Annotated in this window: 21 protein-coding genes; 15 read left to right on the top strand and 6 right to left on the bottom strand. The window is 60.0% G+C overall.

Translation table 11 applies throughout. The features are described 5' to 3' along the window. Positions 1–3: 3 nt before the first annotated feature. Entirely contained in the window at positions 4–540 is a 537-nt protein-coding gene (locus tag BI292_RS11910) for an ATP-dependent zinc protease (protein ID WP_092270977.1), read from the bottom strand. A 303-nt stretch (positions 541–843) separates the two neighbouring features. Here BI292_RS11910 and BI292_RS11905 point away from each other — a divergent pair, with 303 nt between their 5' ends. The 6 genes from BI292_RS11905 to prpD all read left to right on the top strand — a co-directional run bounded on the left by BI292_RS11905 (position 844) and on the right by prpD (position 9,625). Further along, complete coding sequence (locus BI292_RS11905; protein WP_092270974.1) at positions 844–1,569, top strand: GntR family transcriptional regulator; 726 nt, start codon at positions 844–846, stop codon at positions 1,567–1,569. Beyond that, on the top strand, positions 1,566–2,456 hold the full coding sequence (gene prpB / locus BI292_RS11900; RefSeq protein WP_092270971.1) for a methylisocitrate lyase: 891 nt from the start codon (positions 1,566–1,568) through the stop codon (positions 2,454–2,456). The genes BI292_RS11905 and prpB overlap by 4 nt, the downstream gene beginning before the upstream one ends. A 217-nt stretch (positions 2,457–2,673) precedes the next feature. Continuing rightward, on the top strand, positions 2,674–3,801 hold the full coding sequence (prpC, locus tag BI292_RS11895; protein ID WP_092270969.1) for a 2-methylcitrate synthase: 1,128 nt from the start codon (positions 2,674–2,676) through the stop codon (positions 3,799–3,801). A gap of 182 nt (positions 3,802–3,983) precedes the next feature. Continuing rightward, on the top strand, positions 3,984–6,581 hold the full coding sequence (acnD, locus tag BI292_RS11890; protein WP_101207993.1) for a Fe/S-dependent 2-methylisocitrate dehydratase AcnD: 2,598 nt from the start codon (positions 3,984–3,986) through the stop codon (positions 6,579–6,581). Between the two features lie 54 nt (positions 6,582–6,635). After that, positions 6,636–7,850 carry a 2-methylaconitate cis-trans isomerase PrpF gene (gene prpF, locus BI292_RS11885; protein ID WP_101207992.1) on the top strand — a complete coding sequence of 405 codons (1,215 nt, stop codon included), beginning with the start codon at positions 6,636–6,638 and terminating at the stop codon, positions 7,848–7,850. 290 nt (positions 7,851–8,140) lie between these two features. Next, entirely contained in the window at positions 8,141–9,625 is a 1,485-nt protein-coding gene (gene prpD, locus BI292_RS11880; protein WP_101207991.1) for a 2-methylcitrate dehydratase, read from the top strand. Between the two features lie 92 nt (positions 9,626–9,717). Here prpD and BI292_RS11875 read toward each other — a convergent pair whose 3' ends face one another. Then, positions 9,718–10,605 carry a DMT family transporter gene (locus BI292_RS11875; protein ID WP_178076572.1) on the bottom strand — a complete coding sequence of 296 codons (888 nt, stop codon included), beginning with the start codon at positions 10,603–10,605 and terminating at the stop codon, positions 9,718–9,720. A 138-nt stretch (positions 10,606–10,743) separates the two neighbouring features. Between BI292_RS11875 and BI292_RS11870 the strand changes: the two genes are divergently transcribed. Then, positions 10,744–12,153: a PLP-dependent aminotransferase family protein gene (locus tag BI292_RS11870; protein ID WP_101207999.1), complete on the top strand. Its 1,410-nt coding sequence runs from the start codon at positions 10,744–10,746 to the stop codon at positions 12,151–12,153. A 122-nt stretch (positions 12,154–12,275) separates the two neighbouring features. Here BI292_RS11870 and BI292_RS11865 read toward each other — a convergent pair whose 3' ends face one another. After that, entirely contained in the window at positions 12,276–13,094 is an 819-nt protein-coding gene (locus tag BI292_RS11865; RefSeq protein ID WP_092270951.1) for a pyruvate, water dikinase regulatory protein, read from the bottom strand. Positions 13,095–13,268: 174 nt separating this feature from the next. On the opposite strand from BI292_RS11865, the gene ppsA reads away from it, so the two are divergent. From ppsA to BI292_RS11825, 8 genes are all read left to right on the top strand, one after another. Beyond that, a complete protein-coding gene (ppsA, locus tag BI292_RS11860; protein ID WP_101207989.1) occupies positions 13,269–15,644 on the top strand; it encodes a phosphoenolpyruvate synthase in 2,376 nt (791 codons plus the stop codon). A gap of 165 nt (positions 15,645–15,809) precedes the next feature. Beyond that, on the top strand, positions 15,810–16,799 hold the full coding sequence (locus BI292_RS11855) for an alpha/beta fold hydrolase (protein ID WP_101207988.1): 990 nt from the start codon (positions 15,810–15,812) through the stop codon (positions 16,797–16,799). Positions 16,800–16,917: 118 nt separating this feature from the next. Beyond that, the gene (rraA, locus tag BI292_RS11850; RefSeq protein WP_092270942.1) at positions 16,918–17,409 is read left to right on the top strand and encodes a ribonuclease E activity regulator RraA; all 492 of its coding nucleotides are present in this window, start codon (positions 16,918–16,920) and stop codon (positions 17,407–17,409) included. 50 nt (positions 17,410–17,459) lie between these two features. Then, on the top strand, positions 17,460–18,455 hold the full coding sequence (locus BI292_RS11845) for a zinc transporter ZntB (RefSeq protein ID WP_101207987.1): 996 nt from the start codon (positions 17,460–17,462) through the stop codon (positions 18,453–18,455). 63 nt (positions 18,456–18,518) lie between these two features. Beyond that, positions 18,519–18,767: a CrfX protein gene (locus tag BI292_RS11840; protein WP_092270935.1), complete on the top strand. Its 249-nt coding sequence runs from the start codon at positions 18,519–18,521 to the stop codon at positions 18,765–18,767. 2 nt (positions 18,768–18,769) lie between these two features. Then, the gene (locus BI292_RS11835; protein ID WP_092270932.1) at positions 18,770–19,594 is read left to right on the top strand and encodes a mechanosensitive ion channel domain-containing protein; all 825 of its coding nucleotides are present in this window, start codon (positions 18,770–18,772) and stop codon (positions 19,592–19,594) included. Between the two features lie 87 nt (positions 19,595–19,681). Further along, on the top strand, positions 19,682–20,272 hold the full coding sequence (gene sigX / locus BI292_RS11830) for an RNA polymerase sigma factor SigX (RefSeq protein WP_092270928.1): 591 nt from the start codon (positions 19,682–19,684) through the stop codon (positions 20,270–20,272). 107 nt (positions 20,273–20,379) lie between these two features. Next, entirely contained in the window at positions 20,380–21,414 is a 1,035-nt protein-coding gene (locus BI292_RS11825; protein WP_092270924.1) for an OmpA family protein, read from the top strand. 84 nt (positions 21,415–21,498) lie between these two features. Here the strand turns inward: BI292_RS11825 and cobA are convergent, their stop codons facing one another. Genes cobA through BI292_RS11810 form a run of 3 tightly spaced genes read right to left on the bottom strand, consistent with a single transcriptional unit; the run spans position 21,499 to position 25,211 of the window. Next, the gene (gene cobA, locus BI292_RS11820) at positions 21,499–22,263 is read right to left on the bottom strand and encodes a uroporphyrinogen-III C-methyltransferase (RefSeq protein WP_101207986.1); all 765 of its coding nucleotides are present in this window, start codon (positions 22,261–22,263) and stop codon (positions 21,499–21,501) included. A 58-nt stretch (positions 22,264–22,321) separates the two neighbouring features. Then, on the bottom strand, positions 22,322–23,992 hold the full coding sequence (locus tag BI292_RS11815) for a bifunctional protein-serine/threonine kinase/phosphatase (RefSeq protein ID WP_101207985.1): 1,671 nt from the start codon (positions 23,990–23,992) through the stop codon (positions 22,322–22,324). 7 nt (positions 23,993–23,999) lie between these two features. Next, positions 24,000–25,211, bottom strand: coding sequence for a NarK/NasA family nitrate transporter (locus BI292_RS11810; protein ID WP_101207984.1), 1,212 nt, complete (start codon positions 25,209–25,211; stop codon positions 24,000–24,002). Positions 25,212–25,244 lie beyond the last annotated feature (33 nt).

Raw genomic sequence — 25,244 nt, 5'->3', positions numbered from 1 at the left:
GAATTACTCTGCGGTATGTGCGTCGGTGGCGCAGGCGGGTTTGCCAGCAGCGTATTTAAGACTGGGGTCGACCAGCGCGTCGAAGCGTTTCAGCGCTTCGGAGCCGATCAGCAGCGGATATTGGAAGGCGCTGCGGTCGGTCAGGTTCACTTCGATGCTGCGTAATGCCGAACCCATGCAGATATCCAGTTCGATGACCGGGCGGGCCGTGTACTTCTTGCCTTCTTCCGGGTCGTAATCACCGGCCCGGCGCTTGATTTTGCTGACGCGCGCCAGTGGTCGTTCGATCGGGTGCGAATGCGCGGTGTCGATCGCCAAGTAGAAGCGTACCCACGATTCGCCATTGCGCTTGAAACGTTTGATGTCGCGTGCACTTAAAGAAGCGGTTTTCGCCCCGGTGTCGAGTTTGGCCGCGACTTCGAGGTCGATGCCATCCAGCGCAGCGTATTCGTTGAGGCCGTACACGGTTTTCTCTCCCGCAGCGGCAACGCCGGGCAGGAAGAGCAGGGATAAAAATGTGGCGAAGGGCTTGAGTCTCATAAATCCTGGTGCGCGGAGGTCCGTTTTTCGATTCTAGGCCCTGCCATCACTGCGCAAGCTCCCTCGTATGCCTATCAGCTATTTATGACAAGCCGTGCAGATGCAGATGACAAGCAAATGCGGGCGGCATTCTAGCACGGTGGTTTTATGGCGCCAGCGCTGGCAGGGGGCTATAACCGACAGTGCCGCTTTGTTATGGCGCGGGCGGTTATTAGACGATTGTCGACAATACCCATTTATCCTTTGACTCCAAGGGTCGTATTCGCTAGTTTTTGCCGCATCAGCTTTCAAGGTGTCAACAATATGCTGGATCAACTCGATCCCCCGGTGATGGTGCAGGACGATTCGGAGACACTTTCCGAGAATGTCTTCCGGCGCATTCAGGCGGCCATCGTCAAAGGCGAGATCGCCCCGGGCAGCAAAATCTCCGAGCCCGAGCTGGCGCGCACCTACGGCATCAGTCGCGGTCCGCTGCGTGAAGCGATCCATCGCCTCGAAGGCCAGCGCCTGCTGGTGCGCGTGCCGCATGTCGGGGCGCGCGTGGTGTCACTGAGCCATGCCGAGCTGCTCGAACTCTACGAAATCCGCGAATCCCTCGAAGGCATGGCCTGTCGCCTCGCTGCCGAACGCATGACCCTTGAAGAAATCGACGAACTGCGCCGGGTTCTCGAAACCCACGAGCGCGATGCGGCGTTTCAGGCCGGCGTCGGTTATTACCAGCAGGAAGGCGATTTCGACTTTCATTACCGGATCATCCAGGGCAGCGGCAACCGCACGCTGACGCAGATGCTTTGCGGCGAGCTCTATCAACTGGTGCGCATGTACCGCATCCAGTTTTCCACCACGCCCAACCGCCCGCGCCAGGCATTTGCCGAGCATCACCGAATTCTCGACGCCATCGCCGACCGTGACGGTGAACTCGCCGAGTTGTTGATGCGCCGCCACATCGGCGCCTCCAAACGCAATATCGCCCGTCATTACCAGGACGGCGCCAACAATAAGACAGCCACTGAACGAGGTGAGTCATGAGTTCCAACAAGAGCACTCCAGGCCAGCGTTTCCGCGATGCGGTCGCCAGCGAACATCCGCTGCAAGTGGTCGGCGCGATCAATGCCAACCACGCGCTGTTGGCCAAGCGCGCCGGTTTCAAGGCTATTTACCTGTCGGGTGGCGGGGTGGCTGCCGGCTCCCTTGGCGTGCCGGACCTGGGCATTACCGGCCTGGATGACGTGCTCACCGACGTGCGCCGCATCACCGACGTCTGCGACCTGCCGCTGCTGGTCGACGTCGACACTGGTTTCGGTTCCTCGGCGTTCAACGTCGCGCGCACCGTCAAGTCGATGAGCAAGTTCGGCGCGGCGGCGATTCACATCGAAGACCAGGTCGGCGCCAAGCGCTGCGGTCATCGTCCGAATAAAGAGATCGTGTCGTTGCAGGAAATGGTCGACCGGATCAAAGCCGCCGTCGATGCGCGCACCGATGACAGCTTCGTGATCATGGCGCGCACCGATGCGCTGGCCGTCGAAGGCCTGGAATCCGCGCTGGACCGCGCCGCCGCATGCATCGAGGCCGGCGCTGACATGATCTTCCCGGAAGCCATCACCGAACTGGACATGTACAAACTGTTCGCCAACCGCGTGAAAGCGCCGATCCTGGCCAACATCACCGAATTCGGCGCGACGCCGCTGTACACCACCGAGCAACTCGCCGCTGCCGACGTGTCGCTGGTGCTGTACCCGCTGTCGGCGTTCCGCGCGATGAACAAGGCTGCGGAGAACGTCTATACCGCGATCCGCCGCGACGGCACGCAACAGAATGTGATCGACACCATGCAAACGCGCATGGAGCTCTACGATCGCATCGACTACCACACGTTCGAGCAGAAGCTCGATGCCCTGTTCGCCGCCAAGAAGTAGAGGTTTATGTAGCAGCTGCCGAGCCTGCGAGGCTGCGTCCGAGGCCGAAGGACTCGCCAGACCAGGCGCTTGAGTTTTTCTGCTCGTAGCGCGTATGCCGGGTTTACGTCGGCTGCGCCGCCGGACGCAGCCTCGCGCTGCTCGGCAGCTGCTACAAAATCACGATAACCGTACAGAAATTGCAGATTCCCTAAAAATTTCAAGATTGGAGACAGCAATGGCCGAAGCAAAAGTACTCAGTGGCGCCGGGCTCCGTGGCCAGGTTGCCGGGCAAACCGCACTGTCCACCGTGGGCCAATCCGGTGCCGGCCTGACCTATCGCGGCTACGACGTTCGCGAACTGGCGGCGGACGCGCAATTTGAAGAAGTCGCCTACCTGCTGCTGTACGGCGAACTGCCGAACAAGTCGCAACTGGACGGCTACATCAGCAAACTGAGCAAGCTGCGCGATTTGCCGCAAGCGCTGAAAGAAGTGCTGGAACGCATCCCCGCCGACGCCCACCCGATGGACGTGATGCGCACCGGTTGCTCGTTCCTCGGCAACATCGAACCGGAGAAAGACTTCGGCGCCCAACACGACGTCACCGACCGTCTGCTGGCCGCGTTCCCTGCGATCATGTGTTACTGGTATCGCTTCAGCCACGACGGCAAACGTATCAATTGCGTGACCGACGAAGCGACCATCGGCGGGCATTTCCTGCAACTGCTGCACGACAAGAAGCCGAGCGACCTGCACGTCAAAGTGATGAACGTGTCGCTGATCCTTTACGCCGAACACGAATTCAACGCCTCGACGTTCACCGCGCGTGTCTGCGCGTCGACCCTGTCCGACATGTATTCCTGCGTCACCGCTGCCATCGGTTCGTTGCGCGGCCCGCTGCACGGCGGCGCCAACGAAGCGGCGATGGAAATGATCGAGCGCTTCAAGTCGCCGGAAGAGGCGATCAAAGGCACGCTTGGCATGCTCGAGCGCAAAGACAAGATCATGGGTTTCGGCCACGCGATTTATAAGGACAACGATCCGCGCAACGAGGTGATCAAGGGCTGGTCGAAAAAACTCGCGGACGAAGTGGGCGATACCGTGCTGTTCCCGGTGTCGGAAGCCATCGACAAAACCATGTGGGAGCAGAAGAAACTGTTCCCGAACGCCGACTTCTACCACGCGTCGACGTATCACTTCATGGGCATTCCGACCAAGTTGTTCACACCGATTTTCGTCTGCTCGCGCCTGACCGGCTGGGCCGCGCACGTGTTCGAACAACGCGCCAACAACCGCATCATCCGCCCGAGCGCCGAATACATCGGCGTCGAACAGCGCAAGTTCGTGCCAATCGAACAACGCTGATCGGGGGAGGGCCGACGCGAACGCCGATACCCCTGTAGGAGCGAAGCTTGCTCGCGAAGACGGACCGACATTCAACATTGATGTCGACAGATAGACCGCTTTCGCGAGCAAGCTTCGCTCCTACAGGATCGGATTCAGATCGGCCCCACCTTTTGCACTTACCGTGACCGAGTCCTGACCTGATGAACACTGAATTCCGCAAACCGCTGCCCGGCACCGCTCTGGATTACTTCGACGTCCGCGCGGCGGTCGAAGCGATCCAGCCCGGCGCCTACGACAGCCTGCCGTACACCTCCCGCGTGCTCGCGGAAAACCTGGTGCGTCGCTGCGACCCGGCCACGCTCACCGACTCCCTGAAGCAATTCATCGAGCGCAAACGCGACCTCGATTTCCCGTGGTTTCCGGCGCGCGTGGTCTGCCACGACATCCTCGGCCAGACCGCGCTGGTCGACCTCGCCGGCCTGCGCGACGCCATTGCGTTGCAGGGCGGCGACCCGGCGCAAGTCAACCCGGTGGTGCCGACGCAATTGATCGTCGACCACTCGCTGGCCGTCGAGCGCGGCGGTTTTGATCCCGAGGCGTTCGAGAAAAATCGCGCCATCGAAGATCGCCGCAACGAAGACCGTTTTCACTTCATCAATTGGACCAAAAAAGCCTTCAAGAACGTTGATGTGATTCCGCCGGGCAACGGCATCATGCACCAGATCAACTTGGAGAAAATGTCTCCGGTGATCCAGGTGCGCGACGGCGTGGCGTTCCCCGATACCTGCGTCGGCACCGACAGCCACACGCCGCACGTCGATGCGCTGGGCGTGATCGCCATTGGCGTCGGTGGCCTCGAAGCCGAGAGCGTGATGCTCGGCCGCGCCTCGTGGATGCGTCTGCCGGAAAGCGTCGGCGTCGAGCTGACGGGCAAGCTGCAACCGGGCATCACCGCCACCGACATGGTGCTGGCGCTGACCGAGTTCCTGCGCAAACAGAAAGTCGTTGGTGCCTGGCTGGAATTCTTCGGCGAAGGTGCTTCGGCGCTGACCCTCGGCGACCGCGCGACCATCTCCAACATGGCCCCGGAATACGGCGCCACCGCCGCGATGTTCTACATCGACCAGCAAACCATCGATTACCTGAAACTCACCGGCCGCGAAGACGAGCAAGTGCAGTTGGTCGAGACCTACGCCAAGACCACCGGCCTGTGGGCCGACAGCCTCAAAGGCGCGCAATACGAGCGTGGTTTGAGCTTCGATTTGTCCTCGGTGGTGCGCAACATGGCCGGCCCGAGCAACCCGCACGCGCGGGTCGCAACCACCGATTTGGCTGCGCAAGGCATCTCCGGGCAGTGGACCGAAGTGCCGGGCCAAATGCCCGATGGTGCGGTGATCATCGCCGCGATCACCAGTTGCACCAACACCAGCAACCCGCGCAACGTTATCGCCGCCGGCCTGCTGGCGCGCAATGCCAACAAGCTCGGTTTGACCCGCAAGCCGTGGGTCAAATCGTCACTGGCGCCGGGCTCGAAAACCGTCGCGCTGTACCTCGATGAAGCCGGCCTGACGAATGAGCTGGAACAGCTCGGTTTTGGCATCGTCGCGTTCGCCTGCACCACCTGCAACGGCATGTCCGGCGCGCTCGATCCGGCGATCCAGCAAGAGATCATCGACCGCGACCTATACGCCACTGCCGTGCTGTCCGGCAACCGCAACTTCGACGGGCGAATTCACCCGTACGCGAAGAATGCGTTCCTCGCTTCGCCGCCATTGGTAGTCGCTTACGCGATCGCCGGGACGATCCGTTTCGACATCGAAAAAGACGTGCTTGGCTTCGACGCCGACGGCAAGGAAATCCGCCTGAAAGACATCTGGCCGAGCGACGAAGAAATCGACGCAGTGGTCAAAGCCTCGGTCAAACCGGAGCAGTTCCGCCAGGTCTACATCCCGATGTTCGCCATCCACGAAGACACCGGCCCGAAAGTCACGCCGCTGTACGACTGGCGCGAAATGAGCACCTACATCCGCCGTCCGCCGTACTGGGAAGGCGCGCTGGCCGGCGCCCGTCCGCTGAAAGGCATGCGCCCGTTGGCGGTGCTGCCGGACAACATCACCACCGATCACTTGTCGCCGTCGAACGCAATCATGCTCGACAGCGCCGCCGGCGAATACCTGGCGAAAATGGGCTTGCCGGAAGAGGATTTCAACTCTTACGCCACCCACCGTGGCGACCACTTGACCGCGCAGCGCGCGACCTTTGCCAACCCGAAACTGTTCAATGAAATGGTCAAGGAAAACGGCAAGGTCAAGCAGGGTTCGCTGGCCCGCGTCGAGCCGGAAGGCCAGGTCATGCGCATGTGGGAAGCTATCGAAACCTACATGGAACGCAAGCAACCGCTGATCATCATTGCCGGCGCCGATTACGGTCAGGGCTCGTCCCGCGACTGGGCGGCGAAAGGCGTGCGGCTGGCCGGCGTCGAGGCGATTGCCGCCGAAGGTTTCGAGCGCATTCACCGCACCAACCTCGTTGGCATGGGCGTGTTGCCGCTGGAGTTTCTGCCGGGCACTGATCGCCACACATTGGCCATCGACGGCAGCGAAACCTACGACGTCATCGGCGACCGCACACCGCGTGCGCAACTGACGTTGGTGATCAATCGTCTGAATGGCGAACGTGTGGACGTGCCGGTGACTTGCCGTCTCGACACGGCTGAAGAAGTGTCGATCTACGAGGCGGGCGGCGTGTTGCAGCGTTTTGCCCAGGACTTCCTTGAAGAGTCGGCAGTCGCCGTTTAAAAATCCAGGGCCGCAGGGGATTACAAGTCCCCTGTCGGCCAATAGAGGAATGACATGGCTCACGCACCTCAAATTGCCCCCCAAAAAGGCCCCCAAATCAGAATCGCCGCCACCTACATGCGCGGCGGCACCAGCAAAGGCGTGTTTTTCAGCCTCAAGGATTTGCCCGAAGCGGCGCAGGTTCCCGGTCCGGCGCGCGATGCCTTGTTGTTGCGGGTGATCGGCAGCCCCGACCCGTACGACAAGCAAATCGACGGCATGGGCGGCGCGACGTCCAGCACCAGCAAAACCGTGATCCTGTCGAAAAGCAGCAAAGCTGATCACGACGTCGATTACCTGTTCGGCCAAGTCTCGATCGACAAGCCTTTTGTCGATTGGAGCGGCAACTGCGGCAACCTCTCGGCGGCGGTCGGTTCGTTCGCGATCAGCAACGGACTGGTCGAGGCCAGCCGCATCCCGCACAACGGCGTGGCGGTGGTCCGGGTCTGGCAGGCCAATATCGGCAAAACCATCATTGCCCACGTGCCGATCACCAACGGGGAAGTGCAAGAAACCGGCGATTTCGAACTCGACGGCGTGACCTTTCCGGCCGCCGAAGTGCAGGTCGAATTCATGGACCCGGCGGCGGAAGAAGAGGGCGGCGGTGGTTCGATGTTCCCCACCGGCAACCTCGTCGATGACCTCGAAGTGCCCGGCGTCGGCACCTTCAAGGCAACCATGATCAACGCGGGCATCCCGACGATTTTCGTCAACGCGGCAGACATCGGTTACACCGGCACCGAGTTGCAAGGCGCGATCAACGGCGATCCGAAAGCGCTGCTGATGTTCGAAACCATCCGCGCTTACGGCGCCCTGCGCATGGGGTTGATCAAAAACCTCGACGAAGCCGCCCAGCGCCAGCACACGCCGAAAGTCGCGTTTGTGGCGAAACCGGCGGATTACCTCGCGTCCAGCGGCAAAGCGATTGCGGCGAGCGATGTCGATTTGCTGGTGCGCGCCTTGTCGATGGGCAAATTGCACCACGCGATGATGGGTACGGCGGCGGTGGCGATTGGCACCGCGGCAGCGATTTCCGGGACGCTGGTGAATCTGGCGGCGGGCGGAATCGAGCGCAGTGCCGTGCGTTTCGGCCACCCTTCCGGCACCTTGCGCGTCGGTGCCGAGGCCAGTCTGGTCAACGGCGAATGGACCGTGAACAAAGCCATCATGAGCCGCAGCGCGCGGGTATTGATGGAAGGGTTCGTCCGGGTGCCGGGTGATTCGTTCTGATCTGAAAGCCACCCCTCACCCCAACCCTCTCCCCAGGGGGGAGAGGGGAAAGGGAGCCGATCTTCATGCTTTTCAAGGCCTGAGTTCGACTCGATATGTCAGGTCGATGCAGTCCGAAAGACAACTCGGTCGGCCCCCTCTCCCCTTTGGGGAGAGGGCTGGGGTGAGGGGGCGATCCACCTGAAAAAATGCACATCAAGCAGGCACCCCAGACCTGCAAAAAAAACCAACTAAACCTGCCGCTGAGGAAACACCACAACCCAATCATTCCTTCACTGGAGTAACCCCGAATGAGCGCCAACGTCGACCTGAACAACCGCCCCGATTACGACACGGTCCTGCAGGACATCGCTGACTACGTCCTCGACTTCAAGATCGAGTCCACCGAAGCACTCGACACCGCGCGCAACTGCCTGATCGACACCCTCGGCTGCGGCTTGCTGGCACTGCGTTTTCCGGAATGCACCAAGCACCTCGGGCCGATCGTCGAAGGCACCGTCGTGCCGTTCGGCGCGCGTGTGCCCGGCACCTCTTTTCGCCTCGACCCGGTCAAAGCCGCGTGGGACATCGGCTGCATCGTCCGTTGGCTCGATTACAACGACACCTGGCTCGCCGCTGAATGGGGGCATCCGTCGGACAACCTCGGCGCCATTCTCGCGGTCGCCGATCACCTGTCGCAGAAACGCCTGGCCAACGGTGACGCGCCGCTGACCGTGCGGGAAGTGCTCGAAGCGATGATCATGGCTCACGAGATTCAAGGCGTGATCGCCCTAGAAAACTCCTTCAACCGTGTAGGACTCGATCACGTCATTCTGGTGAAAGTCGCCTCGACCGCCGTTACCGCCAAACTGATGGGCGCCAATCGCGAGCAATTGCTCTCGGCGCTGTCCCACGCGTTTGCCGATGGTCAGGCGTTGCGCACCTACCGCCATGCGCCGAATGCCGGATCGCGAAAATCCTGGGCGGCGGGCGATGCGTCGAGCCGAGGCGTGCGCCTGGCGGACATCGCCATGCGCGGCGAAATGGGCATTCCCGGCGTACTGACCGCCAAACAGTGGGGTTTCTACGACGTATTGTTCAGCCACAGCAACAACGATTTGGCGCTGAAACCCGAGGACAAACGCGCCTTCAGTTTCAGCCGCCCGTACGGCAGCTACGTGATGGAAAACGTCCTGTTCAAGATCAGTTTCCCTGCCGAATTCCACGCGCAAACCGCTTGCGAAGCGGCCGTGACGCTGCACCCGCACGTGCGCAATCGCCTGCACGAAATCGACCGCATCGTCATCACCACGCATGAGTCGGCGATCCGCATCATTTCCAAGGTCGGCCCGCTGGCCAACGCCGCGGACCGCGACCACTGCCTGCAATACATGACCGCCGTGCCATTGGCTTTCGGCAATCTGGTCGCCGAGCAATATGAAGACGCGTTCCACGCTGCGCATCCGATCATCGATGTGCTGCGCGAGAAAATGCACATTGTCGAAGAGCCGCGGTTCACCCGCGAATACCTGGAGCCGGACAAGCGCTCGATTGCCAATGCGATTCAGGTGTTTTTCAAGGACGGTTCGAGCACCGACAACGTTGTGGTCGAGTACCCGATTGGCCACCGCCGTCGCCGCGCCGAGGGGATTCCGTTGTTGGAAGACAAGTTCAAGGCGAATCTGGCGAGCCGATTTACCGGACAGCGCAGCGCCGAGATTTTTGCCCTGTGCAAGGATCAGGCAAAGCTTGAAGCGACCCCGGTGAACCGCTTCGTCGATTTGTTCGTGATCTGACGCTAATCCCCGTAGGAGCATGGCTTGCCCGCGATGGCGATCTTGAGGACGCCATCGCGAGCAAGCTTTGCTCCTACAGAGCGGGGATTTATTCAACGTTTGAGCCATTTCTCGACCGGCAATTTGGTAATGGCAAACCCCGCCAGCAGCACCGCCGAATACCCCATCAACTCCCGCGACAGACTTTGCCCTTCATACCAGGCGCCAATCATCACCGCGAACACCGGGAAAATGATGAAGACAAACGACAAGATGATCGGGCTGAGCCGTTTCAGCAGCAAAAAGTAAACTATAAACCCGCCCACCGACGCGACCAGTCCCAAGTAGAGCAGGGCGCCCCACGAGCGCCCCGTAATCGCGCCAAACACTGGCGCTTCAACGCTCAGCCCCGCGACAAACAACATCAACCCGGCGAGGCCAATCGGCAAGGTGTTGTAGGTAATCACGCTGATCGCCGCGCCGTGTTTTTTGGTGATCACGTAACACAGCGCATGCATCACTGCCGCCGCCAGAATCGCCACCACGCCAAACAATTCGGCGTGGTCGAGATGCAAGCCCTGGCTGCGGATGATCATGAACAGACTGGCAAAACCGATGGCGATGCCGAGCACCTGCGAGGGATAGATTTTCTCGCGCAGGAACAGCGCGGAAAAAATCAGAATGAACACCGGCATGCAGCTGAACAGCAACGCGGTCAGCCCCGACGAAACGTGCAGCTCGCCGTAGTTGAGCAAGTAATACGGCAGGCTGAAATACGACAGCGTGACGAACACGAAAAACCAGCGACTTTGCCGCGGAAACAGCAGCGGCTCGCGACGCAACCTGGCGAAACTCAAAAACAGCGGAAACGCGATCAGGAACCGCAGACCGGCGGCGGTCAGTGGTGGCACGCTTTCCACGGCAATCTTGATCCCCAGCCACGTCGTGCCCCAACTCAGGCACACAATCAAAAACAACACGCTGGTAATCAACCCGGCCAGCCACGGTTTACGGATCGGGGACGCGGCGCTAAGGGCCATGGACATGCTCGAACTCCTTTTGCTCGTGGGAATTGACCTGATTGCCGAATAGGTCTATCCCTGATTGCACCTGTTTTCAGCACGCTATTCGGGATGGAAATGACTGTCAAAGTAAGTATTGCCACGGTGTCAATCCTCCGTGAAGGCCTGGCGCACGGGCGCGGGGTCAAATACAAACGGCTGGCCGAAGCGCTGGAAAAAAGCATCGGCGAAGGTCTGATCGAGCCCGGACGCAAACTGCCGCCGCACCGGCTGCTGGCCGATAGCCTTGGCGTGACCATCGGCACCATCAGTCGTGCGTATGGCGAATTGGAGCGGGTAGGGCTGGTGGTCGCGCGTGTAGGAGATGGCACTTATGTGCGTCAGCGCGGGATGGAACGGTTGCGCGATTCGGGTTTTCGCAATGTCAGCGAAGAACCGCAGCCGTTCTTCGACATGAGTCGCAACCAGCCGATTCCGGGGCGCGAGTCAGCGCTGCTCGGTCAGAGCCTGCAAACCTTGGCCAACGATGCGCAGACCTTGCAGATGATCAGCGGCTATACCGCCGAAAGCGGGTTGCTGCGCCACCGAGCGGCAGGCGCGCAGTGGCTGCGACATCAGGCATTTGTGCCCGGCGCCGAGCAGGTGATTTGTGTGAATGGCGGTCAGCACGGTTTGCTCTGCGTGCTGATGGCGCTGCTCAAACCCGGCGATACGCTGGTCACCGAGCATTTGACCTACCCCGGTTTGATCAGCGTCGCACGCATGCTGGGAATAAAACTGATCGGCGTTGGCATGGATGACGAAGGACTGTTGCCGCAAGCGCTGTTGGACGTTTGCCAGCAACATCGGGTAGCCGCGCTTTATTGCACGCCGACGATCCAGAATCCTACGGCGGCGGTGATGTCGGTCCCACGTCGTCAGGCGATTGTCGATGTCTGCCGCCAACACAATTTGCTGATTATCGAGGACGAGGCGCACGCCGTGCTCGCGCAGCAGCGGCCATTACCATTAAGTCACTTCGCCCCGGAGCGCGCGGTGTTGATCGGCAGCCTGAGCAAAGCGGTATCGGCCGGGTTGCGCGTCGGTTATTTGCACGCGCCGCTAGCGTTGATCGGACGCTTGAACGCGGCGGTGCGTGGCACGTGCTGGATGGCCAATCCGCTGGCGATGGAGTTGGCGACGCAATGGATCGAAAACGCCAGCGCGCAACACTTGCTGGCGCAGCAGATTGCCGAGATAGCGCGGCGCAAGGCGTTGGTCAGTGGATTGCTGCAAGGCCTGGCGTACAAGACGCATGCGCACAGCCCGCACTTCTGGATCGAAGTGCCGGAGCCGTGGCGGGCGTCGCAGATTGCCGCTGAGCTCAAGCAGAATAATTATCTGGTGGCGACAGCCGAGGCGTTCGCGGTGGGGCATGCGGCGGTGCCGCAATTCATTCGGGCGAGTGTGTGTCATTCGACGGCGGATGATCAGTTGTTGATCGACGGGTTTGCGGCGTTGGCGGGGGCGTTGAGGGGGACCGAGTAATCGTTCTTCGCGGGCAAGCCTCGCTCCTACAGGTTTTGCGTCGATCCCGCATGCCCGCGAACGACACAAAACCTGTAGGAGCAAGGCTCGCCCGCGAAGGCGTCCTCACGGGCAATGAATAACTACTTGAACCGTCGCTCCACGCCTTTCTCGACCAGAATCTTCGCCGAAATCTCTTCCACCGAAAAATGCGTCGAATTGATGTGCGCGATGTTCTCGCGGCGGAACAGATTCTCCACTTCGCGCACTTCAAATTCGCATTGCGCGTAACTCGAATAACGGCTGTTGGGTTTGCGTTCGTTGCGGATCGCGGTCAGGCGGTCGGGGTCGATGGTCAGGCCGAACAGCTTGTGCTGGTGCGCGCGCAGGGCGGCGGGCAGGGTCAGCCGCTCCATGTCGTCTTCGGTCAGCGGGTAGTTGGCCGCGCGAATGCCGAACTGCATGGCCATGTACAAACACGTCGGCGTCTTGCCGCAACGCGACACGCCCACCAGGATCAGGTCAGCCTTGTCGTAATAATGCGTGCGGGCGCCGTCGTCGTTGTCGAGGGCGAAGTTCACCGCTTCGATCCGCTCCATGTAATTGGAGTTGCCACCAATGGAATGGGATTTGCCGACCGTGTAGGAAGAATGCTCGGTCAGTTCCTGTTCAAGCGGCGCCAGGAACGTCGAGAAAATGTCGATCATGAAACCATTGGAGGTGGCGAGGATCTCACGGATGTCTTGATTGACGATGGTGTCGAAGATGATCGGCCGAAAGCCGTCGGTTTCGGCGGCCTTGTTGATTTGTTGTACCATGGCCCGCGCTTTATCGACGTTGTCGATGTAGGGTCGCGTGAATTTGCTGAAGGTAATGTTTTCGAACTGCGCCAACAGGCTTTGCCCGAGGGTCTCGGCGGTAATACCCGTGCCATCGGAGATGAAGAAAGCAGATCGTTTCATTTGCACCTTGGGCCTTAAGCTAGTGACGAATCTTGGATATGATAGGCGCGATTTGCTGGCCGCCAGTGGCTCGCATTCTCACTTATTTTCCAGGTCCAGGCCATATAGCCGGTCAACGCTCCCCCGAGCCGCCGGCTTCTGAGCTTTTCCAACACAGTTAGTGGAGAGATCACCTTGGTAGAGTACGTAGTTTCCCTCGATAAGCTCGGCGTCCATGATGTAGAGCACGTAGGGGGCAAGAACGCATCCCTGGGCGAGATGATCAGTAACCTCGCAGGTGCCGGTGTATCGGTGCCGGGTGGCTTCGCCACGACAGCTCAGGCTTATCGTGATTTTCTCGAACTGAGCGGCCTCAACGATCAGATCCACGCCGCGCTCGACGCCCTGGACGTCGACGACGTCAATGCCCTGGCCAAAACTGGCGCGCAAATCCGCCAATGGATCATGGAAGCCGAATTCCCCGAGAAGCTCAACGCCGAGATCCGCACCGCGTTCGCCACGCTGTCGGCCGGCAACCCTGACATGGCCGTGGCCGTGCGTTCTTCGGCGACTGCCGAAGACTTGCCGGACGCTTCTTTCGCCGGTCAGCAAGAAACCTTCCTTAATATCCGTGGCGTCGAGAACGTCATTCGCGCCGCCAAAGAGGTGTTCGCGTCCCTCTTCAACGATCGCGCGATTTCCTACCGCGTCCACCAGGGCTTCGACCACAAGCTGGTCGCCCTGTCGGCCGGCGTGCAGCGCATGGTTCGCTCCGAAACCGGCACTGCCGGCGTAATGTTTACCCTCGATACCGAATCCGGTTTCCGTGACGTGGTGTTCATCACCGGCGCCTACGGCCTGGGCGAAACCGTGGTTCAAGGCGCGGTCAACCCGGACGAGTTCTACGTTCACAAGCAAACCCTTGAAGCCGGTCGCCCAGCGATCCTGCGCCGCAACCTCGGCAGCAAGGCAATCAAGATGATCTACGGCGAAGTCGCCACGGCCGGCAAGTCGGTGAAGACCATCGACGTCGACAAGGCGGATCGCGCCCGTTTCTGCCTGACCGACGCCGAAGTCAGCGAACTGGCCAAACAAGCGATGATCATCGAAAAGCACTACAAGTGCCCGATGGACATCGAATGGGCGAAGGACGGCGACGACGGCAAGCTCTACATCGTGCAGGCGCGTCCTGAAACCGTGAAAAGCCGCACCCAGGCCAACGTCATGGAACGTTACCTGTTGAAAGAAACCGGCACCGTGCTGGTTGAAGGTCGCGCCATCGGCCAGCGCATCGGCGCCGGCAAGGTCCGCATCATCAAGGACGTGTCCGAAATGGACAAAGTCCAGCCGGGCGACGTACTGGTTTCCGACATGACCGACCCGGATTGGGAGCCGGTCATGAAGCGCGCCAGCGCCATCGTCACCAACCGTGGCGGGCGTACCTGCCACGCGGCGATCATCGCTCGCGAGCTGGGCATTCCGGCCGTGGTCGGTTGCGGCAACGCTACTCAACTGTTGAAAGACGGCCAGGGCGTCACCGTTTCCTGCGCTGAAGGCGACACCGGTTACATCTTCGAAGGCGAGCTGGGCTTCGACATCAAGAAAAACTCCGTGGACGCGATGCCTGATCTGCCGTTCAAGATCATGATGAACGTCGGCAACCCGGACCGCGCCTTCGACTTCGCGCAACTGCCGAACGCCGGCGTGGGCCTGGCCCGCCTCGAGTTCATCATCAACCGTATGATCGGCGTGCACCCTAAAGCGCTGCTGAACTACGACGGTCTGCCGCAGGACATCAAGGACAGCGTCGACAAGCGCATCGCCGGTTACGACGATCCGGTCGGCTTCTATGTCGACAAACTGGTCGAAGGCATCAGCACCCTGGCCGCCGCGTTTACCCCGAAAAAAGTCATCGTGCGTCTGTCGGACTTCAAGTCCAACGAATACGCGAACCTGATCGGCGGCAAGCTCTACGAGCCGGAAGAAGAAAACCCGATGCTGGGCTTCCGTGGCGCTTCGCGTTACATCAGCGAATCGTTCCGCGATTGCTTCGAACTCGAATGCCGTGCGCTCAAGCGTGTGCGCAACGAGATGGGCCTGACCAACGTCGAAATCATGGTGCCGTTCGTCCGTACTCTGGGCGAAGCCAGCCAGGTGATCGATCTGCTCGCCGAAAACGGCTTGGCGCGGGGCGAAAACGGTCTGCGCATCATCATGATGTGCGAACTGCCGTCCAACGCGATCCTGGCTGAAGAATTCCTCGAATTCTTCGACGGTTTCTCCATCGGCTCCAACGACCTGACTCAGCTGACGCTCGGTCTGGACCGCGACTCCGGGATCATCGCGCACTTGTTCGACGAGCGTAATCCGGCGGTGAAGAAGCTGTTGGCCAACGCGATTCAGGCGTGCAACAAGGCCGGCAAGTACATCGGCATCTGCGGTCAGGGCCCTTCGGACCACCCGGACCTGGCCAAATGGCTGATGGAGCAGGGCATTGAAAGCGTTTCGCTGAACCCTGATTCCGTTCTGGAAACCTGGTTCTTCCTGGCTGAAGGCCAAGCGTCGGCCTGATGGGTATGTGAGAGGGCTGCGCGCTGTGGGAGCAAGGCTTGCCCGCGATGGCGAATTCAAAATCGCTATCGCCAGCAAGCTGTGCTCCCACAGGCTGTAGTCGTTTTCTGAGATTCAAGTAGGGCGGGCTCCTCTGGAAGCCGCCCTTTTTTGTGCAAGAGCATTATGCAAAGCAGCAGCAACCTATTTCCTGTCGCCCTGATCAGCGCCGAGCGGCGCGGCGATCTGAGCGAAGACGTGTATCGATTGAAACCCGCCAACAGCCCCGACGGCACCGTCGAGATTGCCGTCACTCGCCTGGGCCTGGCGGACAGCAGCGAGGCGCGCGGCGTGCCGGTGATCTTGCTGCACGGCAGTTTTTCCAACCGCCGATTCTGGTTTTCGCCCAAAGGCCTAGGTCTGGGCGCCTACCTGACGCGCCTCGGCTTCGATGTGTGGATCCCGGAAATGCGCGGCCACGGCTTGTCCCAGCGCAACCACGACTACCGCAAAAACCGCGTCGCCGATTACGCTCGCTACGACTTGCCGGCGATTGGCGAATTCGTCCGCGAGCAAAGTGGTCAGGTCCCGCACTGGATCGGTCATTCGCTGGGCGGCATCACTTTGGCGGCGGCGTTGGGTGGCCAGTACATCGGCGAGCCCATCGTCGCCTCGGCAGCGTTCTTCGGTACGCAGGTCAGCCGCACGTACTGGCCGCTGAAGATTCCGCCGCTGGAGTGGAGCGGGCGGTTTATCCTCAAACGGTTCGCGCAACTGTCCGGCTCACGCCTGAAGCGCGGCCCCGAAGACGAGCCGATTGGCCTGGCGCTGGAAAGCATGCGCTGGTACGGGTTGTTCGGGCGTTTCGGCGATGCTGACAAGGATTGGTGGGCCGGTCTGGCCGAAGTGCGATTGCCGGTGCTGGCGGTGAGCGCGGCGGGGGACCATCAGGACCCGGCGTGGGCGTGTCGCAAACTCTTTGATCAACTGGGCTCCGAGCACAAGCAGTTCATCAATCTGGGGCGCGAGCAGGGTTTCAGCGACAATTTCGGCCACGTCGAAATGCTCGTGAGCAAAGCGGCGCACAGCGAAGTCTGGCCATTGGTGGCGCGCTGGTTGGCCGATCAACAAACGCCGTTGCTGGCGCAAAAGCCGAATCTGGCTACGGCGAGCTGAGGCCGAGGCTCTGAAAAGGGCATTTCGCTCTGATCGGCTTGCGGCTAAGATATGACGCGTTACGCTTTTCTGGTCACTTTGCGACATCCTCGATTGTCCTTTTTACAGGAGTTTCTCGATGAACCACTACATCACGCCTGACCTGTGCGACGCCTATCCGGAACTGGTGCAGGTGCTGGAACCGATGTTCAGCAATTTCGGCGGCCGCGATTCCTTCGGCGGCGAGATAGTGACCATCAAATGTTTCGAAGACAACTCGCGGGTCAAAGAGCAAGTCGAGCTTCAAGGTGACGGCAAAGTGTTGGTGGTCGACGGTGGCGGTTCGCTGCGTCATGCGTTGCTCGGTGACATGCTCGCGGAAAAAGCGTCGAAGAACGGTTGGGCAGGGCTGGTGATCTACGGCTGCATCCGCGATGTCGACATCCTCGCGCAGACCGATCTGGGCGTGCAGGCCCTCGCCAGCCACCCGCGCAAGTCTGACCGACGCGGGCTCGGCGATCTCAACGTACCAGTGACCTTCGCCGGCGTGACGTTCCATCCCGGCCACTACATTTACGCGGACAACAACGGCGTGATCATCTCGCCAAGCCCGCTGCAAATGCCTGAATAAAGCTGAATAAAAGCAACGGCGCGACTTTTCGCGGCAAGCATGGAGTAAGGATGTTCGAGGAAGACAACGCGCAGTGGGGGCTGGTGCATGCCCTGGTGCTGGATGGCAGAGGCGGTGCGCGTTCGATAGCCCGGACTGAACTCGATGAATTGCAGCTGCAGGCGCATGAAAGTCTGTGGCTGCACTGGGATCGCAGTCATCCGCAAACCCAGACCTGGCTGCGCAAATCCAGCGGCCTCAGCGAATTCAGCTGCGATCTGTTGCTCGAAGAAAATACCCGTCCGCGACTCTTACAGCTTTCCGACAGCGAACTGCTGTTATTTTTGCGTGGGGTGAACCTGAACCCCGGTGCAGAGCCGGAAGACATGGTTTCGGTGCGTATTTTCGGCTCGGCGCAGCGGGTTATTTCCCTGCGTTTGCGGCCATTGCGCGCCACTGATGAGCTACTGGTGCAACTGGGTGACGGCAAAGGGCCGAAAACCGCGTCAGAACTCATCCTTTATATGGCGCAGAACCTGACGAACAAAGTGCAGGATCTGGTCTCTTGCCTCTCGGAAGTGGTCGATGAGGAAGAAGAAAAACTGGATGCCGACGAACGGTATACACCCGAGCATGGCGCCATTTTGCAGATCCGTCGCAGGGCTGCCGGACTGAAACGATTCCTCGCGCCGCAACGGGAAATCTTCGGCCAACTGACGCGGATAAAACTGCCGTGGTTTGTCGATGATGACGGTGATTACTGGAACGAATTGAACAACAGCCTGACCCGTTATCTCGAAGAGCTGGAATTGACGAGGGAGCGGGTGGGGTTGGTTCTCGAGGCTGAAGACCGGCGTTTGAGCGTGCGCATGAACCGCACGATGTACCGCTTCGGGATCATCACCGGGATCTTTTTGCCGATGAGTTTTCTCGCTGGTTTGCTCGGCATCAACGTGGGCGGCATTCCGTTTTCCGACAGCCCTTATGGCTTCCTGATTGCGTGCCTGATGATGGTCTCGGTGGCGCTTGGCCAGTGGTGGTTATTCCGACGTTTGCGGTGGGTGTGAAGATGACTCATGTGACCCGGCCAAATTTGATCGCGTCTTTCACAGACATCACGAGAGGTGCGTATGCACGATCCGTTTGAACAGTCTTTGCGTGACATGCTCAAGGCATCTCCGTCCACTCGGGACGACGATGCGTGCCTTGGCCGTGTCCTGAAAACCGCCAACCGCCAGGTCGGCGCCGGCGATCTGTTCAGCCTGCTGGGCCGCTGGTTGCCCGCGCTGATGATTGCCCTGAACAATGGCTCGGCGCATGTCTCGCCGGTCTCCCGCCACCGTAAATCTACCGCTAGCGCTGCTGATAAGGCTGATTGAATATGGAACTTGATCTCTGGACTCAGAGCCTCGTCACCGCAATGACTGCGTTGTGGACAAAAATCGCGAATTTTATTCCGAACCTGTTCGGCGCGCTGGTTGTCCTACTGTTGGGTTTTGTCGTGGCCAAGCTTTTGGACACGTTGCTCTCCAAATTGCTCGCCAAACTGGGCCTTGATCGCCTGATGGGCGGCACCGGTTTGACCAAGCTGCTGTCCCGCGCCGGGCTGCAGGTTCCGATCTCGACATTGATCGGAAAGATCGTTTACTGGTTTGTTTTGCTGATTTTTCTGGTTTCTGCCGCAGAATCGCTTGGACTTGAGCGAGTTTCAGCTACGCTGGACATGCTTGCGCTGTATTTGCCGAAAGTATTTGGCGCCGCGCTTGTGTTGCTGGTAGGTGTGTTGCTCGCGCAATTGGCCAATGGCCTGGTGCGCGGGGCTGCTGAAGGGGTAGGGCTTGATTATGCCTCCGGCCTGGGACGAATTGCTCAGGGCTTGGTCATAATCATCAGTATTTCGGTGGCAATCAGTCAGTTGGAGGTCAAGACTGACCTGTTGAACCACGTGATTGTGATCGTTTTGATTACCGTTGGTCTGGCTGTTGCGCTGGCCATGGGGTTGGGAAGCCGGGAAATTGCCGGTCAGATTCTTGCGGGAATCTATGTGCGTGAGTTGTATGCGGTTGGGCAACAAGTGCGTGTTGGCGAGGTCGAAGGCCAGATCGAAGAGATCGGCACGGTTAAAACCACATTGCTGACCGAGGAGGGTGAGCTAGTCTCTCTCTCCAATCGGATCCTGCTGGAACAGCATGTGAGTAGCCGCTAATCCGGCAAACCCTGCTAATGTATGCCGCCGCTGAATGCCCTCACAGGGCTGCGGCGGACATTGACCTGACTGTCGGCCCGACTTGTTTTGAATAAAGCTCAATCGCTCTCTACGCGCTACGACCCCCGCGAGCTCTCTGATGAGGAGTTGGTCGCGCGCTCGCACACCGAGCTGTTTCACGTAACGCGCGCCTATGAAGAACTGATGCGGCGTTACCAACGAACATTATTTAACGTTTGTGCACGATATCTTGGGAACGATCGCGACGCAGACGATGTCTGTCAGGAAGTGATGTTGAAGGTGCTGTACGGCTTGAAGAACTTCGAGGGGAAATCGAAGTTCAAGACATGGCTCTACAGCATCACGTACAACGAATGCATCACGCAGTATCGAAAAGAACGGCGAAAGCGTCGCTTGATGGACGCTTTGAGTCTGGACCCCCTCGAGGAAGCGTCTGAAGAAAAGGCGCCAGCACCCGAGGACAAGGCCGGACTTGATCGCTGGTTGGTGTATGTGAACCCGATCGACCGCGAGATTCTGGTGCTACGATTTGTCGCAGAGCTGGAGTTTCAGGAGATCGCAGACATCATGCATATGGGCTTGAGTGCGACAAAAATGCGTTACAAACGTGCTCTAGATAAATTACGTGAGAAATTTGCGGGCGTGGCTGAAACTTAGTTCAGCGCAAATATCTCTTACGTGTAGGCAAGTTCTGATAGACTTGCCGCCGAGTTGTCCCCCGGTTTGCGGGACTGCTTCACAATCACCAGATGGGGATTTAACGGATGAAACTGAAAAACACCTTGGGCTTGGCCATTGGTTCTCTTATTGCTGCCACTTCGTTCGGCGCTCTGGCACAAGGCCAAGGCGCAGTTGAAATCGAAGGCTTCGCTAAGAAAGAACAATTCGACAGCGCTCGTAACTTCAAGAACAACGGCAACCTCTTCGGCGGTTCGATCGGTTACTTCCTGACCGACGACGTTGAACTGCGTCTGGGCTATGACGAAGTGCACAACGTACGTGCAGATGATGGCAAGAACGTTAAAGGCGCTAACACCGCTCTGGACGCTCTGTACCACTTCAACAACCCAGGTGACATGCTGCGTCCTTACGTCTCTGCCGGTTTCTCGGACCAGAGCATCGACCAGAATGGCAGCAACGGCCGCAACCGTTCCACCTTCGCCAACGTTGGCGGCGGTGCCAAGCTGTACTTCACTGACAACTTCTATGCCCGTGCAGGCGTTGAAGCTCAGTACAACATCGACCAAGGCGACACCGAGTGGGCTCCAAGCGTCGGTATCGGTGTGAACTTCGGTGGCGGCTCCAAGCCTGCTGCTGCTCCAGTTCCAGCACCAGCTGAAGTCTGCTCCGACAGCGACAACGATGGCGTTTGCGACAACGTTGACAAGTGCCCGGACACCCCAGCCAACGTAACTGTTGACGCTGATGGCTGCCCAGCAGTTGCTGAAGTTGTACGTGTTGAGCTGGACGTGAAATTCGACTTCGACAAGTCGGTAGTTAAGCCTAACAGCTACGGCGACATCAAAAACCTCGCTGATTTCATGAAACAGTACCCATCCACCACCACTACTGTTGAAGGTCACACTGACTCCGTCGGTCCTGACGCTTACAACCAGAAACTGTCCGAGCGTCGTGCAAACGCCGTTAAGCAAGTTCTGACCAACCAGTACGGTGTTGAATCGTCCCGCGTTCAGTCTGTTGGCTACGGCGAATCCCGCCCAGTTGCTGACAACAAAACTGACGCTGGCCGCGCTGTAAACCGTCGCGTAGAAGCGCAGGTTGAAGCTCAAGCTAAGTAATTAGCTGCCGCTCAGGAAAAGCCCGGCTCAGGCCGGGCTTTTCTTTGTCTGCGATTTGGGAAAGTTGCTCTAGATCAGACTGATTCAGGCTGTTTGCTCGGAACTCATCGCGGGCAAGCCATGCTCCCACGGGGAGGAAGTCTTGCAGGCTGCTACTGCACCGATCACCAGAATAGCCGGGCTCTTCAGCGCGAAGCTGTAGGCGTCGTCCTCCATGTTTGTCAGAACACTCCGGCATTCGCGCTGATGCGGCAGGGAGGCGTTCTCGATCATCGCCACTGGCGTGTCCATCGCCATGCCACCCGCCAATAGTTGTTCGCGGATCTCGCTCAACTTCGCTACGCCCATGTAAATCACCAAAGTCGTGCCACCTTGCGCCAAGGCCTGCCAGTTCAGACTGCTGTCGTCCTGCGTGTGCGCGGTCACCAGCGTTACGCCGCGCGCCACACCGCGCAGGGTCAGCGGAATCGCACACTGCGTTGCGCCTGCCAGGCCAGCGGTAATGCCATTGACCAGCTCAACGTCGACCCCGCGCTCGCGCAGCCACTGCGCCTCTTCACCGCCACGCCCGAAAATGCACGGATCGCCCCCCTTGAGCCGCACCACGCATTTGCCGTGGCGGGCATAACGCAGCATTAGCCGATGAATAAACGCCTGAGGCGTGGAGCGACAACCGCCGCGTTTGCCCACCGCAATAACCCGCGCAGCCGGGCAATGTTCGAGCACAGCCTCGTTGACCAGGTCGTCGATCAGCACGACGTCGGCTTCTCTCAAGGCTCGAACCGCTTTCAGGGTCAGCAATTCAGGATCGCCGGGGCCCGCACCCACCAGCCAGACTTTTGCGCTCATAGTGTTTTCCTCACGAGATAACGGCGATTGACTGGGGCGGCGATCAGGTACGCAGCGCTCAGCCATGCAAAAACAGGAACAACAGCAACAGATTCGCCACCAGCGACCCCAGCGCCAAAGTCCGCCAGACCTTCAACGGTTCGCGCTCCAGCAACGGCTTGGGTCGCACGCTCAAACTGCGTCGCTCGCCCTGTTCCAGCAGCAACAACCACTCTTCAGCGGTTTCAAAACGCTGCTGCGGATCCACCGCGACGCCGCGCTCCAGGCTGGTCACCAGCCATTCCGGGACATCGGGACGATAACGACTGGCGCTCACCGGCACGCCGAAACGCGGGCGCTGGAACGCTTCGATTTCGCCGTAGGGATAGTGGCCGGTCAGTAGAAAAAACAGAGTGACGCCCACCGCGTACAGATCCTGTTGCGCAGTCGGCGCTTCGCCGCGAAAGGCTTCCGGCGCGATGTAACTCGGTGTGCCGGGCAAAGCACTGGGCTGGTCTTCGGAGAGACCGGGGCAATAGGCGAGGCCGAAATCCAGCAGACGCAGCTCGCCGTCATCGCCCAGCAGAAGGTTTTCCGGTTTGATGTCGCGGTGCAGGATTTGCCGACGGTGCAGCATGCCGACCGCACGCAGCAGACGTTCGGCCAGTTCGCGCCACTGTGCCAGCGGCAAAGGCCCGGTTTGCCGGTGCAACTCGGCGAGGTTCTGCCCGGAGTATTCGCGCATCACGTAGTACAAATGCTGACGCTGGGTGGCGGCATGTACTTGCGGGAAATGTTGCCCGGCAACGCGTTTGAGAAACCATTCTTCCGAGAGCAGCGCTTGCCCGGCGAGGTGATCGTCGTGCCAGTGCGCGGGCAATGTTTTCAGCAGCCAAGGTTGTTGCTGGGCGTCGCGCACTCGATACAGCAGCGACTGCTGGCTCTGGCCGAGGAGGCCCTCGACTTGCCAGCCTTCAAAAGTCTGGCCCGGTTTCAGCGCTGGCGGCAGCGGCCATTGCTGCAAATGAATCAGTGCATCGCCGATGTTGGTTTCGCCGAGGGCATCGACCCGCACCAGCAGGGCGCTGGCGTTGTCCTGGCTGCCGGCCAGGTGCGCGGCGTTGACCAGCGTTTGCGCGGCGCTTTCGAGGTTCGGTTGATCGCGCAGAATAGCCGCAATCGCGGTGTCGCCGAGCACTGCCCAAACGCCATCGCTGAGCAGGACAAATGTCTCTTCGAGGCGTAACTCGCCGTCGAGGAAATCCAGCACCAGATGTTGATCCAGCCCCAGCGCGCGTTTGAGCACGTGCTGCATGCCTTGCTGGTCCCAGACGTGATCTTCACTGATCCGCTGCAACTGATCGGCGTGCCAGCGATAGACTCGGCAATCGCCTACATGCGCGAGGGTAAAACGCCTGCCGCGCATGACCAGAGCGCTGACCGTGGTCAGCAGCGGTTGCCCGCCGCCATTGGCCAGTAACCAGCGATTTTGCGCCGAGAGCAAACGCTCCATTGCCTGCGCGACGCCCCAGGTTTGCGGCGTGGCGTAATAGTCCAGCGCCAACGCCTGCAAGGTCGAACGCGCGGCGAGCCCGCCATCGGCGCATTGGCTGACGCCGTCGGCGATCGCGAACAAGTAACCCTTGCTCGCGGCCAGCGCCGGGGCCGGGGTGACCAGGCGCAGCGCGTCCTGATTCTCCTCGCGCGGGCCGATGGCGCTGGCTTCGGCGAAACTCAGTTGCAGGCTCATTCAGGTTTCAGACCCGCGCCGCCGTGACGGCTGCCGAACCCCAAGTGGTCCTCCAGCGACGTTTCACCCCGTGCAAACCAAACCAGGCGAGCACGCCAAGGCTGGCGAACAACCACAGGGCCATTTGATAGCTGCCGGTGCTTTGCTTGATTGCGCCCATGCCGGCGGCGAGGGCAAAACCGCCGATGCCGCCGGCCATGCCGATCAGCCCGGTCATCACGCCGATTTCGCGGCGGAAACGTTGCGGCACCAACTGGAAAACCGCGCCGTTACCGGCGCCCAGACCGAGCATGGTGCAGACGAAAAGTGCCAGTGCGGCGTAGGAACTTGGCAGGTTGAAACCGACCGCTGCGATGCAAATCGCCGCCACCGTGTACATCCCCAGCAACGTGCGAATGCCGCCAAAACGATCCGCCAGCGCGCCGCCCAATGGCCGCATCAAGCTGCCGCCGAACACGCACGCCGCCGTGTAGTAACCGGCGGTGACCGGGCTCAGGCCATATTGGTCGTTGAAGTAGCCGGGCAGGGCGCTGGCCAGACCGATGAAACCGCCGAAGGTCACGCTGTAGAAAAACATGAACCACCAGCTGTCACGATCGCCGAGGGCTTTGAGGTAGTCGGCCATGGACTTGGCTTTCGGCCGTTGCGGGGCGTTTTTCGCCAGCCAGGTGAAGACGAACAGCGTCAGGAACAGCGGAATCAACGCGAAGCCGAACACATTGCTCCAGCCGAACGAGGCCGCCAGTACCGGCGCGATCAGGGCGGCGAGGACGGTGCCCGAGTTGCCGGCGCCGGCGATGCCCAGCGCTTTGCCCTGATGCTGCGGCGGATACCATTGCGAGGCCAGCGGCAGGGCGACGGCGAACGAGGCGCCGGCCATACCGAGGAACAGGCCCAGCACCAGCGCCTGTTCGTAGCTGTGGATCCCGAGTTTCCAGGCGCCGAACAGTGCGCAGATGACAATTACCTGACCAATGATTCCGGCGGTTTTTGGCGACAGGCGATCAGCCAGCAGGCCCATGGCGAAGCGCAGCACGGCGCCGGCGAGGATCGGCGTAGCGACGACCATGCCGCGTTGCTGGGTGGTCAGTTGCAGGTCGGTGGCGATTTGCACCGCCAGCGGGCCGAGCAGGTACCAGACCATGAAACTCAGGTCGAAATAGAGGAATGCCGCGAACAGAGTCGGGGTATGGCCGGATTTCCAGAAGCTTGAATTCATCGCGCACCTCAGCTGTAGGGAGTCTCGAGAAGG

The sequence above is a fragment of the Pseudomonas sp. 43NM1 genome (assembly GCF_002836905.1).
GTDB classification, from domain to species: domain Bacteria; phylum Pseudomonadota; class Gammaproteobacteria; order Pseudomonadales; family Pseudomonadaceae; genus Aquipseudomonas; species Aquipseudomonas prosekii.
Note: the sequence above shows the minus strand (reverse complement) of the source record. Positions and strands in the feature narration are given on the sequence as shown.

What these genes read in the sequence shown, in the direction of transcription:
- BI292_RS11910 (WP_092270977.1), bottom strand. Translation starts at nt 540, where the DNA reads ATGAGACTCAAGCCCTTCGCCACATTTTTATCCCTGCTCTTCCTGCCC.
- BI292_RS11905 (WP_092270974.1), top strand. Translation starts at nt 844, where the DNA reads ATGCTGGATCAACTCGATCCCCCGGTGATGGTGCAGGACGATTCGGAG.
- prpB (WP_092270971.1), top strand. Translation starts at nt 1,566, where the DNA reads ATGAGTTCCAACAAGAGCACTCCAGGCCAGCGTTTCCGCGATGCGGTC.
- prpC (WP_092270969.1), top strand. Translation starts at nt 2,674, where the DNA reads ATGGCCGAAGCAAAAGTACTCAGTGGCGCCGGGCTCCGTGGCCAGGTT.
- acnD (WP_101207993.1), top strand. Translation starts at nt 3,984, where the DNA reads ATGAACACTGAATTCCGCAAACCGCTGCCCGGCACCGCTCTGGATTAC.
- prpF (WP_101207992.1), top strand. Translation starts at nt 6,636, where the DNA reads ATGGCTCACGCACCTCAAATTGCCCCCCAAAAAGGCCCCCAAATCAGA.
- prpD (WP_101207991.1), top strand. Translation starts at nt 8,141, where the DNA reads ATGAGCGCCAACGTCGACCTGAACAACCGCCCCGATTACGACACGGTC.
- BI292_RS11870 (WP_101207999.1), top strand. Translation starts at nt 10,744, where the DNA reads ATGACTGTCAAAGTAAGTATTGCCACGGTGTCAATCCTCCGTGAAGGC.
- BI292_RS11865 (WP_092270951.1), bottom strand. Translation starts at nt 13,094, where the DNA reads ATGAAACGATCTGCTTTCTTCATCTCCGATGGCACGGGTATTACCGCC.
- BI292_RS11855 (WP_101207988.1), top strand. Translation starts at nt 15,810, where the DNA reads ATGCAAAGCAGCAGCAACCTATTTCCTGTCGCCCTGATCAGCGCCGAG.
- rraA (WP_092270942.1), top strand. Translation starts at nt 16,918, where the DNA reads ATGAACCACTACATCACGCCTGACCTGTGCGACGCCTATCCGGAACTG.
- BI292_RS11845 (WP_101207987.1), top strand. Translation starts at nt 17,460, where the DNA reads ATGTTCGAGGAAGACAACGCGCAGTGGGGGCTGGTGCATGCCCTGGTG.
- BI292_RS11840 (WP_092270935.1), top strand. Translation starts at nt 18,519, where the DNA reads ATGCACGATCCGTTTGAACAGTCTTTGCGTGACATGCTCAAGGCATCT.
- BI292_RS11835 (WP_092270932.1), top strand. Translation starts at nt 18,770, where the DNA reads ATGGAACTTGATCTCTGGACTCAGAGCCTCGTCACCGCAATGACTGCG.
- BI292_RS11825 (WP_092270924.1), top strand. Translation starts at nt 20,380, where the DNA reads ATGAAACTGAAAAACACCTTGGGCTTGGCCATTGGTTCTCTTATTGCT.
- cobA (WP_101207986.1), bottom strand. Translation starts at nt 22,263, where the DNA reads ATGAGCGCAAAAGTCTGGCTGGTGGGTGCGGGCCCCGGCGATCCTGAA.
- BI292_RS11815 (WP_101207985.1), bottom strand. Translation starts at nt 23,992, where the DNA reads ATGAGCCTGCAACTGAGTTTCGCCGAAGCCAGCGCCATCGGCCCGCGC.
- BI292_RS11810 (WP_101207984.1), bottom strand. Translation starts at nt 25,211, where the DNA reads ATGAATTCAAGCTTCTGGAAATCCGGCCATACCCCGACTCTGTTCGCG.